19 protein-coding genes and 1 pseudogene are annotated in these 21921 nt (G+C 61.0%); 8 read left to right on the top strand and 12 right to left on the bottom strand.

The annotated features are described in order from the left end of the window. Nucleotides 1-34 precede the first annotated feature (34 nt). On the top strand, nucleotides 35-916 hold the full coding sequence (locus tag M2401_RS18810; protein ID WP_259105049.1) for a LysR family transcriptional regulator: 882 nt from the start codon (nucleotides 35-37) through the stop codon (nucleotides 914-916). 97 nt (nucleotides 917-1013) lie between these two features. Here M2401_RS18810 and M2401_RS18805 read toward each other — a convergent pair whose 3' ends face one another. From M2401_RS18805 to M2401_RS18785, 5 genes are all read right to left on the bottom strand, one after another. Next, on the bottom strand, nucleotides 1014-2396 hold the full coding sequence (locus M2401_RS18805) for an MFS transporter (protein WP_259105048.1): 1383 nt from the start codon (nucleotides 2394-2396) through the stop codon (nucleotides 1014-1016). 364 nt (nucleotides 2397-2760) lie between these two features. Continuing rightward, complete coding sequence (locus M2401_RS18800; protein ID WP_259105047.1) at nucleotides 2761-2958, bottom strand: hypothetical protein; 198 nt, start codon at nucleotides 2956-2958, stop codon at nucleotides 2761-2763. 45 nt (nucleotides 2959-3003) lie between these two features. Next, the gene (locus M2401_RS18795; protein WP_259105046.1) at nucleotides 3004-3177 is read right to left on the bottom strand and encodes a hypothetical protein; all 174 of its coding nucleotides are present in this window, start codon (nucleotides 3175-3177) and stop codon (nucleotides 3004-3006) included. 283 nt (nucleotides 3178-3460) lie between these two features. After that, complete coding sequence (locus M2401_RS18790) at nucleotides 3461-4369, bottom strand: AraC family transcriptional regulator (RefSeq protein WP_259105045.1); 909 nt, start codon at nucleotides 4367-4369, stop codon at nucleotides 3461-3463. Between the two features lie 75 nt (nucleotides 4370-4444). Beyond that, the gene (locus M2401_RS18785; protein ID WP_259105044.1) at nucleotides 4445-5272 is read right to left on the bottom strand and encodes an SDR family oxidoreductase; all 828 of its coding nucleotides are present in this window, start codon (nucleotides 5270-5272) and stop codon (nucleotides 4445-4447) included. Between the two features lie 109 nt (nucleotides 5273-5381). Here M2401_RS18785 and M2401_RS18780 point away from each other — a divergent pair, with 109 nt between their 5' ends. Further along, complete coding sequence (locus M2401_RS18780) at nucleotides 5382-6287, top strand: LysR family transcriptional regulator (RefSeq protein WP_259105043.1); 906 nt, start codon at nucleotides 5382-5384, stop codon at nucleotides 6285-6287. A 33-nt stretch (nucleotides 6288-6320) separates the two neighbouring features. Here the strand turns inward: M2401_RS18780 and M2401_RS18775 are convergent, their stop codons facing one another. After that, the gene (locus M2401_RS18775; protein ID WP_259105042.1) at nucleotides 6321-6914 is read right to left on the bottom strand and encodes a LysE family translocator; all 594 of its coding nucleotides are present in this window, start codon (nucleotides 6912-6914) and stop codon (nucleotides 6321-6323) included. A 102-nt stretch (nucleotides 6915-7016) separates the two neighbouring features. Between M2401_RS18775 and M2401_RS18770 the strand changes: the two genes are divergently transcribed. After that, entirely contained in the window at nucleotides 7017-7871 is an 855-nt protein-coding gene (locus M2401_RS18770) for a LysR family transcriptional regulator (RefSeq protein ID WP_259105041.1), read from the top strand. Nucleotides 7872-7880: 9 nt separating this feature from the next. Here M2401_RS18770 and M2401_RS18765 read toward each other — a convergent pair whose 3' ends face one another. Both M2401_RS18765 and M2401_RS18760 read right to left on the bottom strand, forming a co-directional pair. Beyond that, on the bottom strand, nucleotides 7881-8615 hold the full coding sequence (locus tag M2401_RS18765; RefSeq protein WP_259105040.1) for an ABC transporter substrate-binding protein: 735 nt from the start codon (nucleotides 8613-8615) through the stop codon (nucleotides 7881-7883). A 79-nt stretch (nucleotides 8616-8694) separates the two neighbouring features. Continuing rightward, on the bottom strand, nucleotides 8695-9819 hold the full coding sequence (locus M2401_RS18760) for an NAD(P)/FAD-dependent oxidoreductase (protein ID WP_259105039.1): 1125 nt from the start codon (nucleotides 9817-9819) through the stop codon (nucleotides 8695-8697). Between the two features lie 186 nt (nucleotides 9820-10005). On the opposite strand from M2401_RS18760, the gene M2401_RS18755 reads away from it, so the two are divergent. Next, entirely contained in the window at nucleotides 10006-10677 is a 672-nt protein-coding gene (locus M2401_RS18755; protein WP_259105038.1) for a DNA-3-methyladenine glycosylase I, read from the top strand. Nucleotides 10678-10823: 146 nt separating this feature from the next. Here M2401_RS18755 and M2401_RS18750 read toward each other — a convergent pair whose 3' ends face one another. From M2401_RS18750 to lexA, 4 genes and pseudogenes are all read right to left on the bottom strand, one after another. Then, the gene (locus M2401_RS18750; protein WP_259105037.1) at nucleotides 10824-13925 is read right to left on the bottom strand and encodes an error-prone DNA polymerase; all 3102 of its coding nucleotides are present in this window, start codon (nucleotides 13923-13925) and stop codon (nucleotides 10824-10826) included. Continuing rightward, complete coding sequence (locus M2401_RS18745; protein WP_259105036.1) at nucleotides 13922-15352, bottom strand: DNA polymerase Y family protein; 1431 nt, start codon at nucleotides 15350-15352, stop codon at nucleotides 13922-13924. Before M2401_RS18745 ends, M2401_RS18750 begins: the two co-directional genes overlap by 4 nt. A gap of 7 nt (nucleotides 15353-15359) precedes the next feature. After that, nucleotides 15360-15977 carry a translesion DNA synthesis-associated protein ImuA gene (imuA, locus tag M2401_RS18740; protein WP_259105035.1) on the bottom strand — a complete coding sequence of 206 codons (618 nt, stop codon included), beginning with the start codon at nucleotides 15975-15977 and terminating at the stop codon, nucleotides 15360-15362. A 5-nt stretch (nucleotides 15978-15982) separates the two neighbouring features. Then, nucleotides 15983-16594: pseudogene (gene lexA / locus M2401_RS18735) on the bottom strand (transcriptional repressor LexA); the annotation flags it as partial. 284 nt (nucleotides 16595-16878) lie between these two features. Between lexA and M2401_RS18730 the strand changes: the two are divergent. From M2401_RS18730 to M2401_RS18715, 4 genes are all read left to right on the top strand, one after another. Then, nucleotides 16879-18504, top strand: a complete 1626-nt coding sequence (locus M2401_RS18730) for an NADP-dependent glyceraldehyde-3-phosphate dehydrogenase (protein ID WP_259105034.1) — start codon at nucleotides 16879-16881, stop codon at nucleotides 18502-18504. Between the two features lie 165 nt (nucleotides 18505-18669). Further along, nucleotides 18670-19254, top strand: a complete 585-nt coding sequence (locus M2401_RS18725) for a biliverdin-producing heme oxygenase (RefSeq protein WP_259105033.1) — start codon at nucleotides 18670-18672, stop codon at nucleotides 19252-19254. 136 nt (nucleotides 19255-19390) lie between these two features. Then, nucleotides 19391-20275, top strand: a complete 885-nt coding sequence (locus M2401_RS18720; RefSeq protein ID WP_259105032.1) for a DMT family transporter — start codon at nucleotides 19391-19393, stop codon at nucleotides 20273-20275. 158 nt (nucleotides 20276-20433) lie between these two features. Further along, nucleotides 20434-21867 carry an NAD-dependent succinate-semialdehyde dehydrogenase gene (locus M2401_RS18715; protein ID WP_259105031.1) on the top strand — a complete coding sequence of 478 codons (1434 nt, stop codon included), beginning with the start codon at nucleotides 20434-20436 and terminating at the stop codon, nucleotides 21865-21867. Nucleotides 21868-21921: the final 54 nt, after the last annotated feature.

The raw sequence follows: 21921 nt of genomic DNA, 5'->3' as shown, positions 1-21921 counted from the left end.
TTGCCATTAGCCATCTCATTACGGCATATCAAGCATGACCTCTATTCGCCAACTGCGTTATTTCGTGGAAATCGCCGAGCAAGGCAGTTTCAGCAGCGCCGCCGAGCGCCTGTTCGTTGCGCAATCGGCCCTCAGTCGGCAAATCAAGGAGCTTGAGCAGCAATTGGGTACGCTGCTGTTCGAGCGGACCGCCCGCCAGCCGCGGCTGACCGGCGCAGGGCGGGTTTTCCTGGGGCGCGCGCGACAACTGTTGGCCGACCTGGACAAGGCCGAACGCCTGGCCCGGGAAGTCGGCGAAGGCTTGCTCGGCAGCCTGCAATTGAATCACTCAAGCACCGTGCCCTTGAGCGGGCTTTTACTGGAGCGCCTTGGCGTCTATTTGCAGGGCAATCCGGGGGTCTCCATCGAGATCGCCCAACAATCGTCGGAGGCCCAGTTGGCTGATATTGCTGAAGGGCATCTGGATATCGGTCTGCTACGCCTTCCCGTCTTGCGCCAGCACGAAGCTGTGGAGATTCACACGCTGTTCAGCGAACCCCTGTTGTTGGCAGTCGCTGCGCAACACCCGCTGGCTGAGGAAGCCCGTGTGACGCTGGCGCAGTTGCGCGAGGAGCACTTTATCTCCGTGCCTCACCGTCAGCGCGGCGGGCTGAGTTATCTGTGTGCGTCGTTGTGCATGGAGGCCGGTTTCTTTCCTCGCGCCGCCCAGGTGGTGTCGCGCAAGACCACTCAGTTGCAGTTGATCCAGGCCAACTTCGGCGTGGCGCTGTTGCCCGAGTGCATGCGCGCCATTGCCCCGCCATCGATACGCTTCGTGCCGTTGGCGGAGCCAGGCTGTGTCAGCACGGTCTCATTGGCGTGTCGGCGTGATGCCGGGGAGATGGTGAGGCAATTCGTCGAGGTGATACGCGGGTAGGGCACCAATAAATCCCAGTACATACCGTAGGACCGGCTTTAGCCGGGTGAGCGCCCTTGCAGCTAAAGCTGTTCCTACGGAAAAACCGCGTCAACGCTTACTGGCGCGACTCTGCCACCATGCCCTGCGGCATTGTCGAGTCATCGACCGTTTGCACATCCGGCTCCGACTGCGTCCGGTAATAGGCCTTGGGCACTGCCCAGAGAATCAACGCCACGGCCAGCAGGCTGACGATGCTCAGCAGATAAAGCGCCGAGGTGGTGGCGCCGGTGAGGTCGCGCACACGGCCGATCATGAATGGCGCAATGACGCCGCCGAGCTGACCCAGGGAGTTGATCAGAGCGATGCCTGCCGCTGCTGCGACGCCACTGAGGAAGCGTGGCGGTATGGTCCAGAAAATCGGCATCCAGGCGATGATCCCCGCCATGATCATGCTCATGCCGATCATCAACGGCAACAACTGGCCCGCAGTCATGGCGCAGACCAGATAGCCGGCGGCCGTCAACAGCGCGCAACCCGCCATATGCCAACGTCGTTCACCGCGGCGGTCGGAGCTGTAGCCGACGCTCAGGTTGAATACCACTGCGACCAGGTAAGGCACCATGGTCAGCCAGCCGATATGCAGGGTATCGCTGACGCCTGCGCTGCGGATCAGTTGCGGCATCCAGAACAGCAGACCGGTCAGGGCCATGACCAGGCACAGGTAAATCGCCGCCATCACATAGGTGGTGGGCTGGCGCCACAGGCCGGCCAGGGATGACTTGCCGCTGGGTTTGTAGTCCTGGGCCATGCGCAGGGTCAGCAAGCGTTTTTCATCAGCGGTGAGCCAGGGCGTGTCTTCGATGCGGTCGGACACCAACCAGAACACCACGCCGCCAAGAATGATCGAGGGGATGGCCTCAAGCAGAAACAGCCATTTCCACCCGGCCATGCCCAGGGCGCCATCGAGCTGCCCAAGAATCAGCCCGGCCAGTGGCCCGCCGACGATGCCGCACAGGCAGATGGAGCTTTTGAAGTAACTGTTGACCTGCGCCCGGCGGTTACTTGGATACCACTGGGTGAAGTAGTAAAGAACGCCGGGAACAAAACCGGCCTCCATCACGCCGATCAGGAAACGCAGGGTGTAGAACCAAAACTCACTCTGCACGAACATCATGCAGGCCGAGGTGATACCCCACGAAACCATGATCCGGGCAATCCACAAGCGCGCGCCGATCTTGTGCAGCAGGACGTTGCTCGGCACCTCAAACAGGAAATAACCGACAAAGAACAGGCTGGCGCCCAAACCATAGATGGTATCGCTGAAGCCCAGGTCGTTCTGCATCTCCAGCTTGGCAAAGCTGATATTGACCCGGTCCAGATAGGCGAAGAGAAAGCACAGGATAAACAGCGGGACGATCCGCCAGTTGACCTTGCGGTACAGCGCATCTTCAAGAGATTGCGCATCAGCTGCGGATGACGCAGGAGCAGGTATGGCCATGGAACACCTCTTATTATTGTTGGTGCCGACAGGTAGCCCGCATCGGCACGCGGGTACGTGGCGAAAGATCAGGCTGGCCATATAGTAATACTATTTTACGGGTTAGCTAGGCTAGAGTGACGTCAGTCGTCAGACTTTTAGGTGCTTTTTCTTGCTATTGCACAGTTTATGGTGGGGTTTTAGCGGCATTGAGCGAATCCCGACCGGTCGAGAGAGAGCGGGCTACACGTTAAAAGATTGACTAATTGGCGGGGCTACAGACTAAAATATTTATCCCAGAACCTGTTGCGAAAGCGCTTGCCGGGTCGACCCTGGACTTGAGGGCAAGAAGCTCTTGTGCTCGGGGATAGGCCTGGGCGAACTGTTACCGGGTCGCATGCAAATGATAGGGCAGGTAGTAAGTGCCACCGAGTGACAGGACCAGATCGATAAGCGCCCTGGCCCTGGCGGGTGACCGCATGCCGCCGACAATCCCGATCATGCCCGTCTGCAATAGTTCGCGGCAGGTGTAGTGATGGTTGGCGGGGCTCGGGGGGAGGGCTTTGCCGTCACTGGCGGTCATGGGAGCGAGATCCGAGGGGAAATGGTTCGGGGGAGTCCTGAGGTGTCAGAGCCGAGGCAGCAGGTCGAAGGCCATTTTTACCAGAGGTACGACCACGCAGATAAAGATGGCGCCGAGTTGCCAGCGCATCACCTTCATTTCTGAACGCAGTTCAGTGATCGAGGCTGTGAGCCGGGTCTCTACTTGTTGAAGGTCCGTCTTGGTTGCGAGCTTTTCCACATCGATCTACCAGGCATCCACTACTGCTTTGGCCTTGTCGTTGGGCACATTAATGGCTGTCAGTGCGTCGTACAGCGTAATTGATATCCTCATGATATCTCCAAATTTTTGCGAGGTGATACTGGCTGGTGGACGGACGCTTACAGATGCCAGCGGGTTTGATGGAAGCTGTCAGCACAGCAAGCAAGACGGGATTTTCGGCAGTTTTCAAGCTGGCGTCTGTCAGACAATTCCCAAATTCCCTGCGCCCATCGCCCCGGGGGGTATGCAGTCCTCGCCGCGATCACGCCAACCCCTTGCGCACCCGCCCCGGCGACTCGCCATACACTTCCTTGAACTTCTTGCTGAACGCCGCCTGGGATTGATAGCCGACCTGCAAGGCGATATCGCTCAGGCCAAAATGCGAATGGGTCAGCAGGCTGAAAGCCAGTTCCATGCGGATCCGGGTCAGCAGCACCCAGGGCGAAACGCCGGCGACCTTGGTGAATGCGCGCATGAAGGTGGCCCGGGACATGCTCGCGGTGTCGGCCAGGGCTTCGATGGTCCAGTCATGGGCCGGGTCGGTGAGGATTGCCTGCCAGGCCTGGCTCAGGCGTTTGTCCGTGAGCAATGCCAGGGTGCCGCTGGCCTGGGTGTTTGTCGTCAGGTACGCACGCAGGATCAGGGTGAACAGGGCCTGGGACAGTGCGTCGAGCAGGAACCGCGCGCCTGCCTGTTCGCCGTCCGCATCGTCGCGCAGAATGTTGACCAGTGCTGACAGCGAGCCAGTGGCGGGCAGGGTCTCCCTGGAAATCAGCAGATACTCGGGCAACGCCGCAAACAGCAGCGAAGCGCGGTTGTAGTGAAAGCGCCCGCAGAGCATGTCCAGATCGGCACTGGCCGAGCCAATGCGATGTACCGGCAAACCGCTGCCTTTTATCACTCGGGGTTCGCTCGACGCGACGCTCTTGCCCGGGCTGCGGATGACGTGTGCGCTGCCGACCGGCAACAGCAGAATATCGCCAGCGCCCATGGACAGGCGTTGACCGCTGGGCAGTTCCACCCGGCATTCCCCGCTCAGCACCACATGATAGGGCGCCATGCCCAGCGCTTCCTGTTGATGTTCCAGCGCCCAGTCACCCTGAAACTGACAACGCAGATCCAGGCTGCCGCGCACATTGGCCAGCGCGATGAGTTTATCGATTGAATTCATAGGGCGAGTCGCCGGACCGATCGAGCCATTCAAGCGGCCAAGACTAAGGGATTTCACCCGCGCCGTTAAGGCGGCTCAATCAATCTCGGTGCCCATCGCCTGCTCCCGGTAGTGCTCAAGCTCGGCCAGACGCTGGCTGAGGGCTGCGTGGACCCGCTCATAGGCGCCACGGCCCAACAGCAGGCGTCTCGGCGCGACTTGCACCTGGGCGATGTCCAGCATGGCCCTGGCCATTTTCTGTGGATCGCCGGTCAGGGGAAACGCACCGCTGGCAATCGCCCGGCGTACATCACCTGCCGGGGTATTGTCGTACTCGGGCATCACCGGCGGGCTGACCAAAGCCGCGCCGAAGTTGGTGCGGGTCGGCCCCGGTTCCACCAGGGTGATCTGGATACCAAACGGTGCGACTTCCAGGGCCACCGACTCAACGAAGCCCTCAATGGCCCATTTGCTGGTGTGATAGAGGCTGAAGTTGGGATAGGCGAGCTGCCCGCCTTCAGAGGAGACCTGCAGAATCCGCCCGCCGCCCTGGGCGCGCAGACGCGGCAGACAGGCACGGATCACCTGGATCGAGCCCAACAGATTGGTTTGCAGTTGCAGCTCGATCTGTTCATCGCTGACTTCCTCGGCGGCGCCAAACAAGGCGTAACCGGCATTGCTGACTACTACATCGATACGGCCCAGTTCGCTGAACGCGCGCTCGATGACCCGGCGAATGGCCGCTGTGTCGTTGACATCCAGTGCCGCTGTCCACAGGCGCTCGCCATAGCGGGCCTGCAAATCCTTCAATACCTCGGGCTTGCGCAAGGTCGCCGCCACGCGGTCGCCCCGTTCCAACAGATGTTCGACCAGCGCCAGGCCAATGCCGGACGAGCTGCCAGTGATCAGCCAGGTTGTGCTCATGTGTGAATCCTCCAGGTGACAAGCCGATTGGCTATGGATGACCGACACTACGCACCCTTGACTGCTGCTACTATCGGGCAGATTCCGCATGAGTTGATGAAAAATAGCCATGAATCAATTGCCGCTGTCACTGGCCGATCTGCGTGCGTTGACCCTGATCGTGTCCCATCGCAGCTTTCGTAAAGCAGCTGATGAGCTGGGTCTGTCAGCCTCGACCCTCAGCCATATGATGAAGGCGCTTGAGGCCGGCCTTGGGGTGCGCCTGCTCAATCGCACCACCCGCAGCGTTTCGCCTACGGCTGCCGGAGAGCGTCTGCTGATGCGGTTGGGACCGGTGCTGCGCGAGGTCGAACTGGCGTTGGAAGAGGTCAATGAGTTCCGCGATCTGCCCAGTGGCACCCTGCGTATCAATGCCAGCGAGCAGGCGGCGCGGATTCTGATGCAGGCCGCATTGCCGAGGTTTCTCGCGGCTTATCCGCAGATGTCTGTTGATATGGTCACCGAGGGCCGTCTGGTGGATATCGTCGCCGAGGGTTTCGACGCGGGTATTCGCCTGGGTGAGTCGATCCCCCAGGACATGATCGCCGTGCCCATAGGTCCCGATACCCGGTTTGTCACCGTCGCGTCGCCCGGCTACTGCAGCAGCCATTCGGCTCCGCGGACGCCGGATGATCTGTTCGGGCACCAATGCATCTGCATCAGGATGCCCAGCGGTAAGCCTTATCGTTGGGAGTTTGAAAAACACGGGCAATCCCTGGTCATCGACCCCAAGGGGCAACTGACCCTGGATAACCCGCAAATCATGGTCGACGCCGCTGTTTCCGGGCTGGGTATCGCCTACGTTGCCGAACATATGGTGGCCCAGGCCCTGACGGACAAGCGGCTGGTAACGGTGCTGGAGGACTGGTGCCCGCGGATTGCCGGGCTGTTCCTGTATTACCCTGGGCACCGTCATGTGCCGTCGGGGTTACAGGCGCTTATCGAGGTATTGCGCGAGATTGTGCCCACACATTGATCCTGCGAAATCGCATTCCAGATCCGCAGATATCTAAAACCAGATCGGCACAACAGAAGCCACCAGCAACCCCCCCAACGCCATGTTCAGCATCCGCCACTGTCGCTCGCTCTTCAGCGCCCTCGCCAGCATCAACCCAGCGATACACCAGGTCGTCAGCGACAGCGCGCAGCTCAGGGCAAACACCGAACCCAGCAACAAAGCCAGTGCTGTAGGGCTTTGGGCTAATGCAGCAAAGGACGCGGCAGCGCTCAGGGTCATGGCCCAGGCCTTGGGGTTTTGCCAGAGCAGCCAGACGCCAGTGACAAAACTTGCCGGTTTTTCCTTGGTGCCAGCGACGCCCGGAGCACCACGGCGGGCGATCTGCCAGGCAAGCCAGAGCAGATAAATCGAGCCCACCAGCTTCATCGCCAATTGCAGGGACGGTATCGCCAGGATCAAGCCGCCGAGCCCGGCCGCTGCCGCAGCAGCCACGCTCGCCAGGCCAAAGGATATGCCCGCCAGCAGCGGTAATGAGCGCCGCCAACCGAAGTTCGCGCCGGAGGCCGTGGCCAGGGTGGTGGCGCCACCGGGGCTGAAGGTAGAGATGAGTACGAACAGCAGGAGCGGGAGTAATGATTCGAGCATGGGCCGGTTTCCATAAATGATCTCGACTAGATACCGGCTTGCCGATTAGTATGGAAACTAATGTTTGTTATCTTATGAATTAAGATCCCTAATAGATTGCCTATGCGTACTCTCGACCTGCTCCTGCTGCGCACCTTTGTCGTGGTTGCCGAACAACGCAGCATGACTGCGGCTGCCCGATTTCTGCATCTGACCCAAGGGGCGATCAGCCAGCAGATCAAGCGGCTGGAAGAGGTCATGGGTGCGCCCTTGCTCGTGCGGGACCGACGCGGCATGCGCCTGGCGCCCCTGGGCGAGCGGTTGTTTACCAAGGCGCGGCAGATGCTGGCGCTCAACGAGCAGATCTGGGCGGACGTCAAGGGCGACGCGATGCAGGGCCGTGTTCGCCTGGGTGTGCCCTACGATCTGGCCGGGGCCTGGATTGCACCGACCCTCAAGGCCTATATCGAGGCCAATCCTCAGGTAGAGCTGTCGCTCAAATGTGGTTCGTCCAGTGAGCTCTCTGCTGAAATAGCCAACGGTTCCCTGGATCTTGCCATTGTCGAAGAAGTCGCTACGGCGGCCTCGGGGGAATGCCTGTCCATCGAGCGTCTGGTATGGGCCGGGGCCAAGGGCGGCACGGCCTTTCTGAAGACGCCGCTCCCGGTATCACTGGTGGCGGACACCTGCGCCTTTCGTGCGCCGGTGATCACCGCGCTGGAGAGTCAGGACCGACCCTGGAAGACCCTGTTCGAGAGCGGCAATCTCGAAGCGACCGTGGCCATGGTCAGCAACGATCTGGCGGTGTCGGTATGGCTGCAATCGACACTGCCGGCTGGCCTCGAGATTCTTTCCCCTGATGCACAGTTGCCGGAGCTTGCGCCGTTCGCCATCTCGCTGCATCGCGCCAAAGGGACTGCAAGTGCCGCCGCCGATGAACTGGCCCGGCATATTCGCCAGCAACTGGGCCGCGCCTGATTCAGTCGGTCAGTCCGGTTCACCCAGATAGCGAGCCTGAATACGGCTGATCGTGCCGTCGGCGCGCAGGGCGTCCATGGCCTGACGCAACGCCATTGCCATGGTGGCGTCACAGCGTTTCGAGCAGACGAGATACATATCAGTGCTGGCCAGTTCCGGGCTCATGAGCAGCGGTTTGTTATTGCTGCGTCCCCAGTCGTACTTGCCTTCCGGCACCACGGTGAACCAGGCGTCGATACGGTTCAGCTCCAGCAGTTTTATCGGCGTATCACCGAGTTTCAGCGGGTAGATCTGGCTGGGGCTGAAGCCTTGGCGCAGCAGGATTTCTTCCTGGGCGGTGCCAGTGCCGACGCCGATGCGCTTGTAACGTTTGCGTGCCTGTTCGAAGTCCTGCACCGGCTCGGTATAGCTGAAAAAGGCTCGGGGCAGGGGCATCACCGACGCGACCCAGGTGTAATGATCCTCCCGGTCGGGGGTTCGGGAAAAGGGCGTGAACAGCAGGTTTTCCTCTTCGCGCAAGCGTGATGTCGCGCGCAGTACGGGATCGGACTTGATCGTCACCCGGTACCCGGCCCGGTCCAGGGCCTCCAGGGCGATATCGCCGAACAGGCCATGCCTGGCTGAATTGGACGAAGTCGCCAACGGCATGGCCTCGGGCAGGTAGATCACGGCACCGGGCTGATCAGCCCATGCAGTCACGCTGAACAGTCCCAACAACAGATGGACGATACACAACCGCATCATTGAACTCCGAGAGAAGCGGGCCGCACACTGATAGCGCGTGGTATCAGTGTAGCGGGCTTGCCCTGGCACCGGAGACTGCCTATGTCCCCGAACTGAAAGCCTTGACCAGGCTGTAGGGTGCATCGTCACCAAACAGCAGTTCATAGAGTTGATCGCCATCGATGGCCGCATCAGTGCTGCGGGTGAACATGGCCAACTCGTACTCGGCCAGAGCGGCTTCGAGGTCGTCTGGATACCGGGTAACCGCCAGGCCAAGTTCGGCGCCGTCGAGCATGGCCAGATTGGCCCCTTCACCGTTGGGCGCCGAAAGGTGGGCAGCATCGCCGACCAGCGTGACCCCGGCTACCCGTTCCCAGCACTGGCCCACTGGCAGGGCGTAGAGCGGGCGAAATACCGGGGGCGTATCGGACGCGGTGATCAAGGCGGTGAGCGCTGGAGCCCAGCCAGGGAATTGCTGGGCGATGCGGGTCTTGGCCGCCTCGGCATCGGTGAGGTCCATGTCAGCAAACCAGGCCTCAGGCATGCTCAGCGCCACATAGGTGTGCAGGGTGCCGGCCTTTTCCCGGTGGGCCTGAATGCCCTTGCCTGGCGCCAGCGCAAACAGCGATCCCTGGCCGACCGCTTGTGCCGTGGCCGGGTGCTGTTTGTCGCTGTCCAACAGATACGTCTCGATAAGCGCTCTGCCCGTGTACGCGGGGGTGGCATCGCACAGCAGCGGGCGCACCTTGGACCAGGCGCCGTCTGCGCCGACCAACAGGCTTGTGACAACAGAGGCGCCGTTGCTGAAGGTGACCTCGTGGCGAGCCTCGTCCAGGGCGCGTACTTCACTGACCTTATGGCCCCACTTGACGCAATCGGCAGGCAGCGAATCAAGCAACAACTGACGTAGTTCGCCGCGCATGACCTCGGGGCGTCCGCCCTTGCCGTCATCGTGTTTTTCAAACAAGACATTGGCATCCCGATCAAGAATCCGGATCGCCTCGCGACCCTCAAGGATCAGGCCGCGAAAGCTTTCCAGCAGACCGGCCGTCTGCAATGCCACCTGGCCGTTGTAGTCATGGATATCAAGCATGCCGCCTTGGGCGCGTGCATCGGCAGAGGCATCGGCCTCGTAGACCGTAACCTCAATATTGTGAACATGCAGGACCCGGGCGAGGGTCAGGCCGCCGAGGCCTGCGCCGATGATAGTGACAGAAATGCTCATGGCGCTGCCTTCAGGATCAGGGATGGAGTGCCAAGCATACGGACGATGACCTGATGCTCGCAAATGCCTGGGATCTTCAGTGGGCGTGGTGTTGTCGGCGAAGTAGACTCCCGGCCGTGGAGCGCTGTGAGTGGTTGGCCAGTCGCTATGTCATCTTCGTCAATCAGCTTTTGGAAGCCTTGCTGCATGACCAACGAACAAAAAAAGCCAGCCAAACCGCCTGCTGAACGAGTGGCCAGGGTCAAGCCCGTTCATCCGGTCACCGGCGACGACGGGCTGGTCCGGCCGCCCTGGGCAGCGACTGATCTGTTGCTCAAGCACTACTACGACACCGAGTGGGGCATGCCCATTCATGACGAGCGCGGGTTGTTCGAGCGTTTGAGCCTGGAAGCCTTCCAATCGGGCCTGTCCTGGCTGACCATCCTGCGCAAGCGCGAAGCTTTTCGGGCGGCGTTTGCACAGTTCGATCCGGATAAGGTCGCCGCCTTCGATCAGGACGATATCGCCCGGCTCATGGACGATGCCGACATCATCCGCAACCGCGCCAAGATCCTCGCCACCATTAATAACGCCCAGGCCACTATCAGGCTACGAGCGGATGGCGGCCTGGCCGATTTCATCTGGTCATTCAAACCCCCGATCACCCCGATGCCCCGGACCATGGAGGAAGTACCGACAACATCAGCCGAGTCCCTGGCCATGAGCAAGGCGCTGCGCAAGCGCGGTTTCAGCTTTGTCGGGCCGACCACGATGTTTGCCTTGATGGAGGCGATTGGCATGGTGGATACGCACTTGCTGGAGAGTCATCGACGGGGGAGTTCGGGGATTTGGGCGGGCTGTGGATTAGATCTTTCATAGGACCGGTAATCGCAAACCTACTGATCACCAACATTCTGTGGAGCGATTGTGGGAGCGAATTCATTCGCGAAAGCAATGTTTCCGCCGCTGAAAATGCAGCGATTGTAAAGTGCCTCTTCGCGAATCAACTCGCTCCCACTGCACCATCACTTGAAATCGCGGCTGCGCACATCCAGCCCGGTCAGCAATGGCGTTAGATCAAACAAGCGCTGGGCGATTACATGGCGCACGCCGTTCTGAAACTCGAACTTGCCGAACACCTGCAGCAGTTGCGAGCCGACCAGGACCTTGCGCTGGCGCTCGGCCAGGTCGCGCCAGACCACGACGTTGATGGTGCCGTGTTCGTCTTCCAGGGTGACGAAGGTCACGCCGCTGGCGGTGCCGGGGCGTTGGCGTCCGACCACCAGGCCAGCGACGCTGAAGTTGCGGCCGTGTTCTTCATCGAGCAGATCCTTGGCGCTGCGAAAGCGCTTGGCCGCAAGGCTATTGCGCAGCAGGGCCAGGGGATGGGGGCCGAGGGTGGTGCCGAGAGTGTCGTAGTCGGCCTTGAGGTCCTGGGCGACGCTGGGCAAGGGCAGAACGACCTGCGCTTCGGCGCCGAAGCAGTCATCGCCGAACAATGGCCGTTGCACTTCGACTCCGGCAATTTCCCAGCGGGCACGATGGCGATGGCCGACCAGCCCGCGCAGGGCGCCTGAGTCTGCAAGCAGGGCCCGGGCGCGGTTGTCCAGGTCGGCGCGTACGCACAGGTCGGTGACGTCGCGGAACTCAAGCTGTTGGCGCACCCGTTCGATGCGGCGGCCATCTTCTTCAGGCAGGCCACGAATCATGCGCAGGCCCATGCGGATCGCCAGGTTCTGGGTGTATTCGCGATTTTCCAGGGGTTCCAGTGAGCAGTCCCAATCGCTGTAGCGCACGTCCACCGGGCGCACTTCGATATGGTGGCGACGAGCATCCTGCAAAAGCTGGTCGGGGGTATAGAAACCCATGGGCCAGCTATTGATCAGGGCGCAGGTGAAAGCGGCCGGTTCATGGCATTTAAGCCAGCAACTGGCGTACGTCAGCAGGGCGAAACTGGCGGCATGGGATTCGGGGAAGCCGTAGCTGCCGAAGCCTTTGATCTGTTCGAAGATGCGGTGGATGAAGTCGTCTGGATAACCTTTTTTTTGCATCCGCTCGGTGAGCCGATCCCGATGCTTCTCAAGACCCCCATGACGCTTCCAGGCGGCCATGGAGCGGCGCAGCTGATCAGCTTCGCCAGCCGTATATTCAGCAGCGACAATCGCCAGTTGCATGACCTGTTCCTGAAACAGCGGTACACCCAGCGTGCGCTCGAAGACCACTTTGAGTTCTTCTGAAGGGTAGGTGACCTCTTCTTCACCATTTCGCCTGCGCAGATACGGATGCACCATGTCGCCCTGAATCGGGCCGGGTCGAACGATGGCAACCTCGATCACCAGATCGTAAAATTTCTGTGGCTTGAGCCGCGGCAGCATCGACATCTGCGCCCGTGACTCGATCTGGAATACGCCGACGGTGTCGGCGCGGCTGATCATGTCGTAAGTGGGTTTGTCTGCGTCTGGAATCTTCGCGATGGTCAGGTCATAACCTCGATAACGGGTCACCAGATCGAATGTCCTGCGCAACGCGCTCAGCATACCCAGAGCCAAAATATCCACCTTGAGCAGGCCGACCAGATCAAGGTCGTCCTTGTCCCACTGAATGATGGTGCGCTCGGCCATAGCGGCGTTCTCCACCGGCACCAGGGTTTCCAAAGGATACTCAGAGATTACGAAGCCGCCGGGGTGTTGCGAAAGATGGCGAGGAAAACCGATCAATTCGCCGGTCAATGCCAGGACTCGACGCAATATCGGACTGTCCGGTTCAAAGCCGCTCTCGCGCAGGCGTTCTGCTGGCGGGATGTTGTCATTCCAGCGTCCGCAACAGTCGGCCAGAGCATTGATTTGGTCGGACGGCAGGCCCAGCACCCGAGCGACATCACGAATCGCTCCGGCGCCGTGATAGGTACTGGCCACCGCCGTAAGAGCAGCTCGGCCTCGGCCATATCGGCGAAATACGTATTGCAGGACTTCTTCGCGACGTTCGTGCTCGAAGTCCACATCGATATCTGGCGGCTCGTCACGCTCTTCGGAAATAAAACGTTCAAACAGCAGATTGATCTTGGCTGGATCCAGCTCGGTAATGCCCAGTGCGAAACAAACCGTTGAGTTGGCCGCCGAGCCACGACCCTGACAGAGAATGCTCTGATTACGAGCAAAATTGACGATGTCATGCACCGTCAAAAAATAGCTCTCGTATTTCTTTACCGAGATAATTCTCAGCTCTTTTTCGATAGCTTCCCGTGCAACCGCTGGCACACCCTCCGGCCAACGCTTGCGCGCACCTTCCTCGGTCAGATGCCTGAGCCAACTGGCCGGAGTCTGCTCGGCGGGCACCAGTTCACGGGGATATTCGTACTTCAACTCATCAAGGCTGAACGTACAGCGCCGAGCAATATTCAGGGTTTCATCGAGCAGGTGTGCCGGATAGATCTCGCCCAATGCTGCGGGTGCACGCAGGTGCCGTTCACCATTGGCAAACAGGCGATGCCCGGCTTCGGCCACGGTGGTGTGATGGCGGATCGCGGTCATGGTGTCCTGCAAGGCGCGCCGACCCCGGGCATGCATGTGCACGTCGCCACTGGCCACTGCCGGGATGGCCAGGGATCGTGCCAGGGCGAGCAGAGTGCTCAGGCGCTGGCGATCATCCGGCCCGCAATGCAGTTCGACGCTCAGCCACAGATTCTGCGGAAAAGTCCCACGCAGCCATTCACCTTGTTCCTGACGTGTATCGGCATCCTGCTCGAGGTCCGGCACCCACAAGGCCAATAGCCCGGCAAGCGGTCCCTGGAAATCCTCGCGCAGCAGCCGGTATTCGCCTTTCTTGCTGCGGCGCCGGCCTTGGGTGATCAGACGGCAGAGCGCCTGATAACCGGTCAGGTTTTCCACCAGCAACACCACCTTCGGACCGAACTCGATGGTGATTTCGCTGCCGATTATCAGTGGCAGTTCACAGCCCATTGCCGCCTGCCAGGCGCGCACGATCCCGGCCAGGGTGCATTCATCGGTGATCGCCAGGGCCTGATAACCATGCAGTTTGGCCCGTTCGAACAACTCCTTGGCGCTGGATGCACCACGCTGAAAGCTGAAGTTGGACAGGCAATGCAGCTCGGCGTAATCAGCGCTCATGCGAACCAGCCATGCAGCAACAGGTCGCTGTCATCGCCGACCCGGCGATAAGCCCAGCCACGCTGACCGCTGCGGGTTTCGACGAGAAAGTAGTCGCGGCGCATATCACCGCCGTCCCACCAGCCGGACTCGATCCGTTCGGGCCCGGCCAGCACCCGCACGCTGGCTTGGGCCAGGGGCTCAGGCTCGGGCAGCAGCCAGCCAGGGCGCGGCACCGAACTGATGACGGTCGCGGGCTTGTTCGTCGAGCAGCTTTGCCAGGCGCATTCCGGACGGTGATCGGCCTGGAAACTCAAACCGCTGACAGCCTCGTCGCCCAGTTTCGCCCGCAGCCTCTCGCGCAGTTGCTCCCAGGGCATATTCTGCTGCGGCCGGTCATCGAACAGCTCGCGATGGGACGGCACGAAGGCGGGCAGGTCCTTGGCTTGCAGGCGCAGGGCGCGCACCGGAGATGGCACTACGACCTGTTCCAGACGGCCGCGAGCCAGTTCGAACAGCATAGTTGCTTCACGTTCAGCACTGAGCAGGCCGACCGGGATCAGGGTGTCCGGCGCCACGCTGCCGACACTGGGAACATGCTCCAAGTGAATGACGAAACGCTGCACGCCACTGTCGCGCCCGCCGAGGAACACGGCCAGATCGGCAATCATGCGTTTGAGCGGAAACAGCAGGGCCTGATGGGATTCGACGTCGAAATTCAGTTCCAGGCGCGTGTCGAAATGGTCCGGCGGCACATAGCATTGCAGCGCCACGGGCCGACGCCCAAGCAGGGTGTCCAGATGTTGCAGTACCTGGGCTGGAAAGCGCCGGGCCAGAGTGTCACGGGGCAGGGCCAGGACCTGACGCAGGCGATGCAAACCCATGCGCGCGAACGCGGTGGCGACGTCCTGGGGCAGGCCGATACGGTTGACCGGCATCTGCTCCAGCAGTTCTTGCAGCTCTGCAGTGCAGGTAACGGCCAGGCGATCATGGACATTGGCCAGCATCCGCGCCGCCACCGGATTGGGCGCTACGACGATCCGATGGCTGAAACCCAGCGCCGTCAACTCTTCGCGCAACCGTGCTTCAAACACTGGCCAGGGACCGAACAGACCGAGGCTCGACTCAACTTCCATCAACAGCACCCGCGGGTATTTCAGGCTGACCTGGGAGCTGAAGCGATAGGCCCAGGCGGCGAGCAGGCGGTGCCAGTGATCGGTCTGTGCCGGGTCGTATTCAACGGTGGCGAACTCACGGGTCATGGCGTGGGCGGCGTTCAATGACTGGCCGGGGCGCAGCCCCAGCTCCCTGGCGGCGGCATTGACCGTCTGCAGGACCCGGCGCTGGGCCGTGCCGCTGATCAAGGCCAGTGGTTCTTCGGGGTTGGCACGACGACGCATGACGCCGTCCAGCGCCAGTTGTGGCAGCAGGACACAGGCCCAGAGCATAGCGACCTCAGGCGTCGGTGGTGAAGGGGATCGGTGAGGAGGGGGGCAGACCGCCGCGACACTTGAGCACCCGCAACTGGCTGGGGCGCGCATCGATGGCAATGCGCAGGGCCGCCGGCGATGGGTTGGCCGCCGCCTGTTGGCCGCGACAGGCGAAGGCCAGGGTCTCGCCGGTTTCCGCTGCTACTTGCAGGCGGCGCAGGGCCCGGTCATCGACCTTGCGCGGCCAGCACAACACGGCGCCGCAACTGCCGGAGCGCAGGCATTGCTCCACGGCCCACAGGGCATCGCGCTCATCGGCGGATATCACCGACAACTGGCGCAGATCCACCCCGGCAGCCTGCCAGGCCTGGGCATAAGGTACATAAGGCGGCGCGACCAGAACGATACGCTCGCCGCTGTCGGCCAGCCGTGCCAGGGTCGGCCATAACAAGCGCAGTTCGCCACTGCCGTCAGCGGCCAGGAGGATTTCCGAGAGCGCCGCCGGAGGCCAGCCGCCCATGGGCAGAGCGGCGTCGAGCAAGGCATGGCCGGTCGGTTGCGCGGCGACCGGCTGGACCTGCTGGCGACCTTTCCAGACCCGACGCTCGTCCAGCAGCGCGTCGAGGCTGACGACCGCGCCCATCTTTCCCGGCGCACCAGGCCGCAGAACACGCCTTCGATGGCAAAGTCCTGATCAGGCCGCACGACAATCGGCTGATAGGCTGGGTTGCGCGGTAGCAAACGCAGGCCGTCACGACCGCGTTCCAGACGCTTGATGGTGACTTCGCCATCCAGCCGCGCGACAACGATCTGCCCGTCCCGGGCCTCGGCGCTTTGCTGAATGCCGACCAGATCGCCATCAAAAATGCCGTCGTCGATCATGGAGTCGCCCTTGACCCGCAACAGGTAGTCGGGGAGGCGCAGGAAGGTGCGGCTGTCGAGGGTGAAGGTGTCGTGGATATCGATATCCGGGCCAATCGGTGCACCGGCTGCGACCCGGCCCAGTATCGGGACTTGCAGCAGTTCGGCGCGCGGGCCGCTGGCTATCAGGCGAATGCCCCGGGCCTGATTCGCCGTTACCTCGATAAAACCGGCTTCGGTCAGCGCCACCACATGCTTGCGCGCCACACTGCGCGAGGCAAAGCCGAAGGCCTCGCAGATTTCCGCGAGGCTGGGGGGCTGGCCGTTTTGCGCAATGCGATCGCGGATGAAGGTCAGGATCGCAGCACGTTTGGGAGGTAAAGTTGTCATGGAGTACATTTGTACTCTTTTCGTTTAAAGATGGCTAGGGCCTCTGGTCGATTGCCGGGGGGGGGGCTGGGATTTTGTGGGAGCGAGGCTTGCCCGCGAAGAACGATAACGCGGTGTGTCTGACATACCGAGTCGTGTGATTCGCGGGCAAGCCTCGCTCCAACGAATCTGGAATGCATCAGGAAACCTCCGTATTCATTGAGCGACAGCGCTGTCTCATGACATCTGCCAAACAGAGGCGTAGTGTCTAGGCCATGCTTCTCGGCAAAAGACTCATGAAGGAGGTCAACGCAATGAACCCGGATAGTCGACTCGCAACACTGTTTCCCACCCTTGAACAGATTCCTGAACAGTACCGTCCCGGCGCCGCCATCGAGCAGCGTGAGTATCTGGTCGATGGCGCCTTGCAACTGTGGGCCGGGCCGTTGGCGCCGGTGCGCAGTCCGGTGTATCTGCGAGGCTCGCAAGGGCATGAATCGGTGATTCTGGGCAGTACGCCGCTGATGGATGGGCAAACCGCCATGACCGCTCTGGACGCCGCCGTCCGTGCTTATGACCGGGGCCAGGGTGCCTGGCCGACCATGCGCGTAGTCGAGCGTATTCAGCATGTCGAGGCGTTTCTCAAGCGCATGCGCGAGCAGCGCGAGGCGGTGGTCAAGCTGCTGATGTGGGAGATCGGCAAGAACCTCAAGGACTCGGAAAAAGAGTTCGACCGCACCTGCGACTATATCGTCGACACCATCAATGCCCTCAAGGAACTGGACCGTCGCTCCAGTCGTTTCGAGCTGGAACAGGACACCCTCGGCCAGATCCGCCGGGTGCCGCTGGGTGTAACCCTGTGCATGGGGCCGTATAACTATCCGCTGAACGAAACCTTCACCACCCTGATCCCGGCCCTGATCATGGGCAATACCGTGGTGTTCAAGCCGGCCAAATTCGGTGTGCTGTTGATCCGCCCGTTGCTCGAAGCCTTCCGCGACAGCTTCCCGGCCGGGGTTATCAACGTTATCTACGGCAGCGGCCGCGAGACCGTCAGCCCGTTGATGGCAAGTGGCAAGATCGATGTCTTTGCCTTTATCGGCACCAACAAGGCCGCCAGCGACCTGAAAAAGCTCCATCCCAAGCCGCACCGGTTGCGTGCCGCATTGGGCCTGGACGCAAAGAACCCGGGGATCGTGCTGCCCGACGCTGACCTGGACAACGCGGTCAGCGAGTCCATCACCGGTTCGCTGTCGTTCAATGGCCAGCGCTGCACGGCGCTGAAAATCCTCTTTGTCCATGAGGATGTGGTGGACAGCTTCCTGGCCAAGTTTGAACAGAAACTGGCGCAACTGAAACCCGGCATGCCCTGGGAACCGGGCGTTTCCCTGACGCCGCTGCCGGAGCCTAGCAAGCCTGATTATCTGCAAGGCCTGGTGGCCGATGCGGTGGAGAAGGGCGCCCGCGTAGTGAATGCCGGTGGTGGTGAGGTCAATGAGTCGTTCTTCTTCCCGGCGGTGCTGTACCCGGTGACTGCGGACATGCGCGTCTATCACGAAGAGCAGTTCGGTCCGGTAGTGCCGGTGGTGGCCTACAAGAATGTCGAGGATGTCATCGAGTACGTGCTCGATTCCGACTTCGGTCAGCAACTGAGTCTGTTCGGCAAGGACCCGGCCCAAGTCGGTCGTCTGGTGGATGCGTTCGCCAATCAGGTCGGACGGATCAACATCAATGCACAATGCCAGCGCGGCCCTGATCAATTCCCGTTCAATGGCCGCAAGAATTCGGCCGAAGGCACGCTCTCGGTGCACGACGCCTTGCGCGTGTTCTCGATCCGTACCCTGGTGGCGACCAAGTTCCAGGAGAGCAACAAGGCGCTGGTCAGCGATATCATCCGCAATCGCGATTCCAGCTTCCTGACCACGGATTACATCTTCTGAGGCCGTTTCAACGGTAATAACGGGGGAACTTCGGCTCCCTCGTTCAGTTATGTCTTACACTGTTTTCGTCTTGCCGCTGAACTGATGCTTCTTGCCGACACTCGAAGTCCACACTCCGTTTGAGTACCTCTGATCTTGCTCGAAGAATCTCTCCCCAGGCCGTCCGTGTCTCCCGTCTTGAAGGATCTGCGCGAGGCCACCGGCGATAGCCATCGCGCTCTGGAAGCGCGTATGCCGTTTATGTCTGCGGATCTGGACGGTGCCTTGTACCGACGCCTGATCCAGGCCTATTACGGTTTTTATCAGCCTCTGGAGCAGCGTTTGCAAGCTGCGGGTGCCCTGGAAGCAGAGCGGCGCAAGGTGCCTGCGTTGTTGCAGGACTTGCAGGCATTAGGCATCGATAGCCACAGTCTTGAACGCTGCCACGATCTGCCGGACGTTGATGATCACTGGCAGTTGCTCGGCGTCATGTATGTCATTGAAGGTGCGACATTGGGCGGGCAGGTGCTGCGTCGGGTGATCGGTGAGCGTCTGGGTATCGGTGCCGACAGCGGTGGGGCGTTTCTGGATGTCTATGGCCCGGCCACCGGTACGCTGTGGAAGGCTTTTCTCAAGCGTCTGTGGGACGCCGAGACAGATGCTCAGCGCCAGCAAGTAGTGGCAGGCGCCCACAGCACTTTTTTGTGTTTCCAGCGCTGGCTGGAGCAGGCTGGGGTGCTGGCTGGCCTGGCTGAAACGGCCGAAGCGTGAAAAAAACAGCTGAATGGATCCAGCTTTGTTTGGAGATGTGTCGACCGGTCCGATATTCTCTGAGTATTCCATCATTCATTGGCATTCACCCGCTTGATCGATTGAGTGCTGCAGTTTTTCCCGGCAAGGACACCTAATGAGCACCCCCAGTACGCCGCTATCCGGCGTCAATCAGCCACTCAAGGGCATTGCGCTCCTGGTCCTGGCGACCTTCCTGTTTTCCAGTCACGACACGCTGTCCAAATACCTGTCCGGGTTTTATCCAATCTTCATGGTGGTCTGGGTGCGCTATGTGGTGCACACAGTGTTGATGGCCTGCATCTTCATGCCGTCGGCGGGCCTGCGTGTATTGCGTACCAAGCGCCCCGGCCTGCAGGCTTTGCGCGCCGGCTGCCTGTTGGGCACCAGCCTGTTTTTCACCACCGGCCTGATGTACATCCCCATGGCCGAAGCCACGGCCATCAACTTTCTCGCGCCATTGCTGATCACTGCGCTGTCGGTGCCGCTGCTGGGCGAGACGGTCACGCGCAAGCAATGGGCCGCCGTGCTCGTCGGCTTCTCCGGTGTGCTGATCATCGTCCATCCCGGCGGCGAACTGTTCACCCCGGCCAGCCTGCTGCCATTGTGCTCGGCGTTGTGCTTTGCCTTCTATCAATTGCTGACGCGCATGCTCAGCACCTATGACAGCCCGACCACCAGCAACTTTTTTGCCGGTTTGTTCAACAGCCTGGTGATGAGTGCCCTGGTGCCGTTCTTCTGGCAGACCCCGCAACTGAAGCATTTACCGTTCATGCTGGCCCTGGGCACCTTTGGTATGGTCGCGCACCTGTTGCTGACTCAGGCCTTTCGCTTCGCCGCTCCGGCCATGCTGGCGCCGTTCAGTTATTGCCAGATCGTCTTTGCCGGTCTGCTGGGCTATATCGTTTTTGATCATGCGCCGTCGTTGCTGGCGCAATTGGGCATTACCGTGATCTGTCTGAGCGGGTTGGCTGCAGCCTGGCAGCAGCGGATCAAGAGTTGAGTGCACGGCAGTGGTTATTGAATGTCAGGCGACATGAAATATTTACCCTGCCTCCTTGAAAGCTGCAATGAATCACCCAATATGGGCATATACCACTAATTTCCCGGCTGCTACTGAGCTTCCATTTCCGGTCCGCCAAGGGCCTCTGGAGAATCGCTATGTATCCTGATGTTCAGCTGTTCATTGATGGTCAATGGCGCGCCAGCCGTGACGGTCGCACTATCGACGTGGTCAACCCGGCCACCGGCGAGACCCTCGGCACCGTTGCCCACGCCGGTATTGCGGACCTCGATGACGCCCTGGCTGCGGCCGAGCGCGGTTTCGCCACCTGGCGCGCGACACCGGCGTACGAGCGCTACAAGATCATGCAGAAGGCCGCCAATCTGCTGCGCGAGCGTATCGACACCGTTGCGAAGATCATGACCCAGGAGCAGGGCAAGCCCCTGGCCGAAGCCCGCACCGAAGTGATGTCGGCTGCCGATATCATTGACTGGCTGGCCGAAGAAGGCCGCCGCAGCTATGGCCGCCTGGTGCCGTCGCGCAATCCGCTGGTCGAGCAGAAGGTGATCAAGGAGCCGGTCGGTCCGGTCGCGGCCTTTACGCCGTGGAACTTCCCGATCAATCAGGTGGTGCGCAAGCTGTCCTCGGCCCTGGCCGCCGGTTGCTCGATCATCATCAAGGCTCCGGAAGAAACCCCGGCATCGCCTGCCGAACTGATCCGCGCCTTTGCCGATGCCGGTGTACCGGCTGGCGTGATCGCCCTGGTGTATGGCTCGCCTGCTGAAATTTCCAGCTACCTGATCCCGCATCCGGTGATCCGCAAAATCACCTTCACCGGCTCGACCCCGGTGGGCAAGCAACTGGCCGCGCTGGCGGGCCAGCACATGAAGCGCGCGACCATGGAACTGGGCGGCCATGCCCCGGCCCTGGTGTTCGACGACGCCGATATCGATCTGGCAGCCCGTACCCTGGCCGCTTCCAAGTTCCGTAACGCCGGTCAAGTCTGTGTCTCGCCGACGCGGATTCTGGTGCAGCGCGGCGTGTTCGATGCCTTCGTCGAGAAGTTCGTCGGCCTGACCCGGGAAGTGAAGGTCGGCAACGGCCTGGAATCCACCACCACCATGGGGCCGGTAGCCAATGCCCGGCGCATTCCGGCGCTTACTGCGCTGGTCAAGAATGCGGTTGATGCTGGCGCCACGCTGCATACCGGTGGCCAGGCCATCGACGGCCCCGGCTACTTCTTCGCCCCGACCGTGCTCAGCGGCTTGACCACCGAAATGCACATCATGAGCGACGAGCCTTTCGGCCCTGTAGCGCTGCTGGTGCCGTTCGACACCGTTGAAGAAGCGGTCAAGGAATCCAACCGTGTGCCATTCGGCCTGGCTTCCTACGCTTTCACCACCTCGATGAAGACTGCGCAGATCCTCAGCAACGGCATCGAAGCCGGCATGCTGTCGATCAACCACTTGGGCATCGGCCTGCCGGAAGTGCCGTTTGGCGGGGTCAAGGATTCGGGTTACGGCTCTGAGGGTGGCACTGAGGCCATCGAAGCGTATCTGAATACCAAATTGGTGACCCAGATGAATCTGTAACTGTTACGGCTGCCGCTCTTGCTTATGTGGGAGCGGATTCTGTGGGAGCGAATT

The sequence above is a fragment of the Pseudomonas sp. JUb42 genome, from assembly GCF_024807945.1.
Taxonomy (GTDB): domain Bacteria; phylum Pseudomonadota; class Gammaproteobacteria; order Pseudomonadales; family Pseudomonadaceae; genus Aquipseudomonas.
This window is presented reverse-complemented; position numbering and strand designations above follow the sequence as displayed.

Excerpts from the sequence above, each read along its gene's own strand:
- M2401_RS18810 (WP_259105049.1), top strand. The coding sequence starts at position 35 with ATGACCTCTATTCGCCAACTGCGTTATTTCGTGGAAATCGCCGAGCAA.
- M2401_RS18805 (WP_259105048.1), bottom strand. The coding sequence starts at position 2,396 with ATGGCCATACCTGCTCCTGCGTCATCCGCAGCTGATGCGCAATCTCTT.
- M2401_RS18800 (WP_259105047.1), bottom strand. The coding sequence starts at position 2,958 with ATGACCGCCAGTGACGGCAAAGCCCTCCCCCCGAGCCCCGCCAACCAT.
- M2401_RS18790 (WP_259105045.1), bottom strand. The coding sequence starts at position 4,369 with ATGAATTCAATCGATAAACTCATCGCGCTGGCCAATGTGCGCGGCAGC.
- M2401_RS18785 (WP_259105044.1), bottom strand. The coding sequence starts at position 5,272 with ATGAGCACAACCTGGCTGATCACTGGCAGCTCGTCCGGCATTGGCCTG.
- M2401_RS18780 (WP_259105043.1), top strand. The coding sequence starts at position 5,382 with ATGAATCAATTGCCGCTGTCACTGGCCGATCTGCGTGCGTTGACCCTG.
- M2401_RS18775 (WP_259105042.1), bottom strand. The coding sequence starts at position 6,914 with ATGCTCGAATCATTACTCCCGCTCCTGCTGTTCGTACTCATCTCTACC.
- M2401_RS18770 (WP_259105041.1), top strand. The coding sequence starts at position 7,017 with ATGCGTACTCTCGACCTGCTCCTGCTGCGCACCTTTGTCGTGGTTGCC.
- M2401_RS18765 (WP_259105040.1), bottom strand. The coding sequence starts at position 8,615 with ATGATGCGGTTGTGTATCGTCCATCTGTTGTTGGGACTGTTCAGCGTG.
- M2401_RS18760 (WP_259105039.1), bottom strand. The coding sequence starts at position 9,819 with ATGAGCATTTCTGTCACTATCATCGGCGCAGGCCTCGGCGGCCTGACC.
- M2401_RS18755 (WP_259105038.1), top strand. The coding sequence starts at position 10,006 with ATGACCAACGAACAAAAAAAGCCAGCCAAACCGCCTGCTGAACGAGTG.
- M2401_RS18750 (WP_259105037.1), bottom strand. The coding sequence starts at position 13,925 with ATGAGCGCTGATTACGCCGAGCTGCATTGCCTGTCCAACTTCAGCTTT.
- M2401_RS18745 (WP_259105036.1), bottom strand. The coding sequence starts at position 15,352 with ATGCTCTGGGCCTGTGTCCTGCTGCCACAACTGGCGCTGGACGGCGTC.
- imuA (WP_259105035.1), bottom strand. The coding sequence starts at position 15,977 with ATGGGCGCGGTCGTCAGCCTCGACGCGCTGCTGGACGAGCGTCGGGTC.
- M2401_RS18730 (WP_259105034.1), top strand. The coding sequence starts at position 16,879 with ATGAACCCGGATAGTCGACTCGCAACACTGTTTCCCACCCTTGAACAG.
- M2401_RS18720 (WP_259105032.1), top strand. The coding sequence starts at position 19,391 with ATGAGCACCCCCAGTACGCCGCTATCCGGCGTCAATCAGCCACTCAAG.
- M2401_RS18715 (WP_259105031.1), top strand. The coding sequence starts at position 20,434 with ATGTATCCTGATGTTCAGCTGTTCATTGATGGTCAATGGCGCGCCAGC.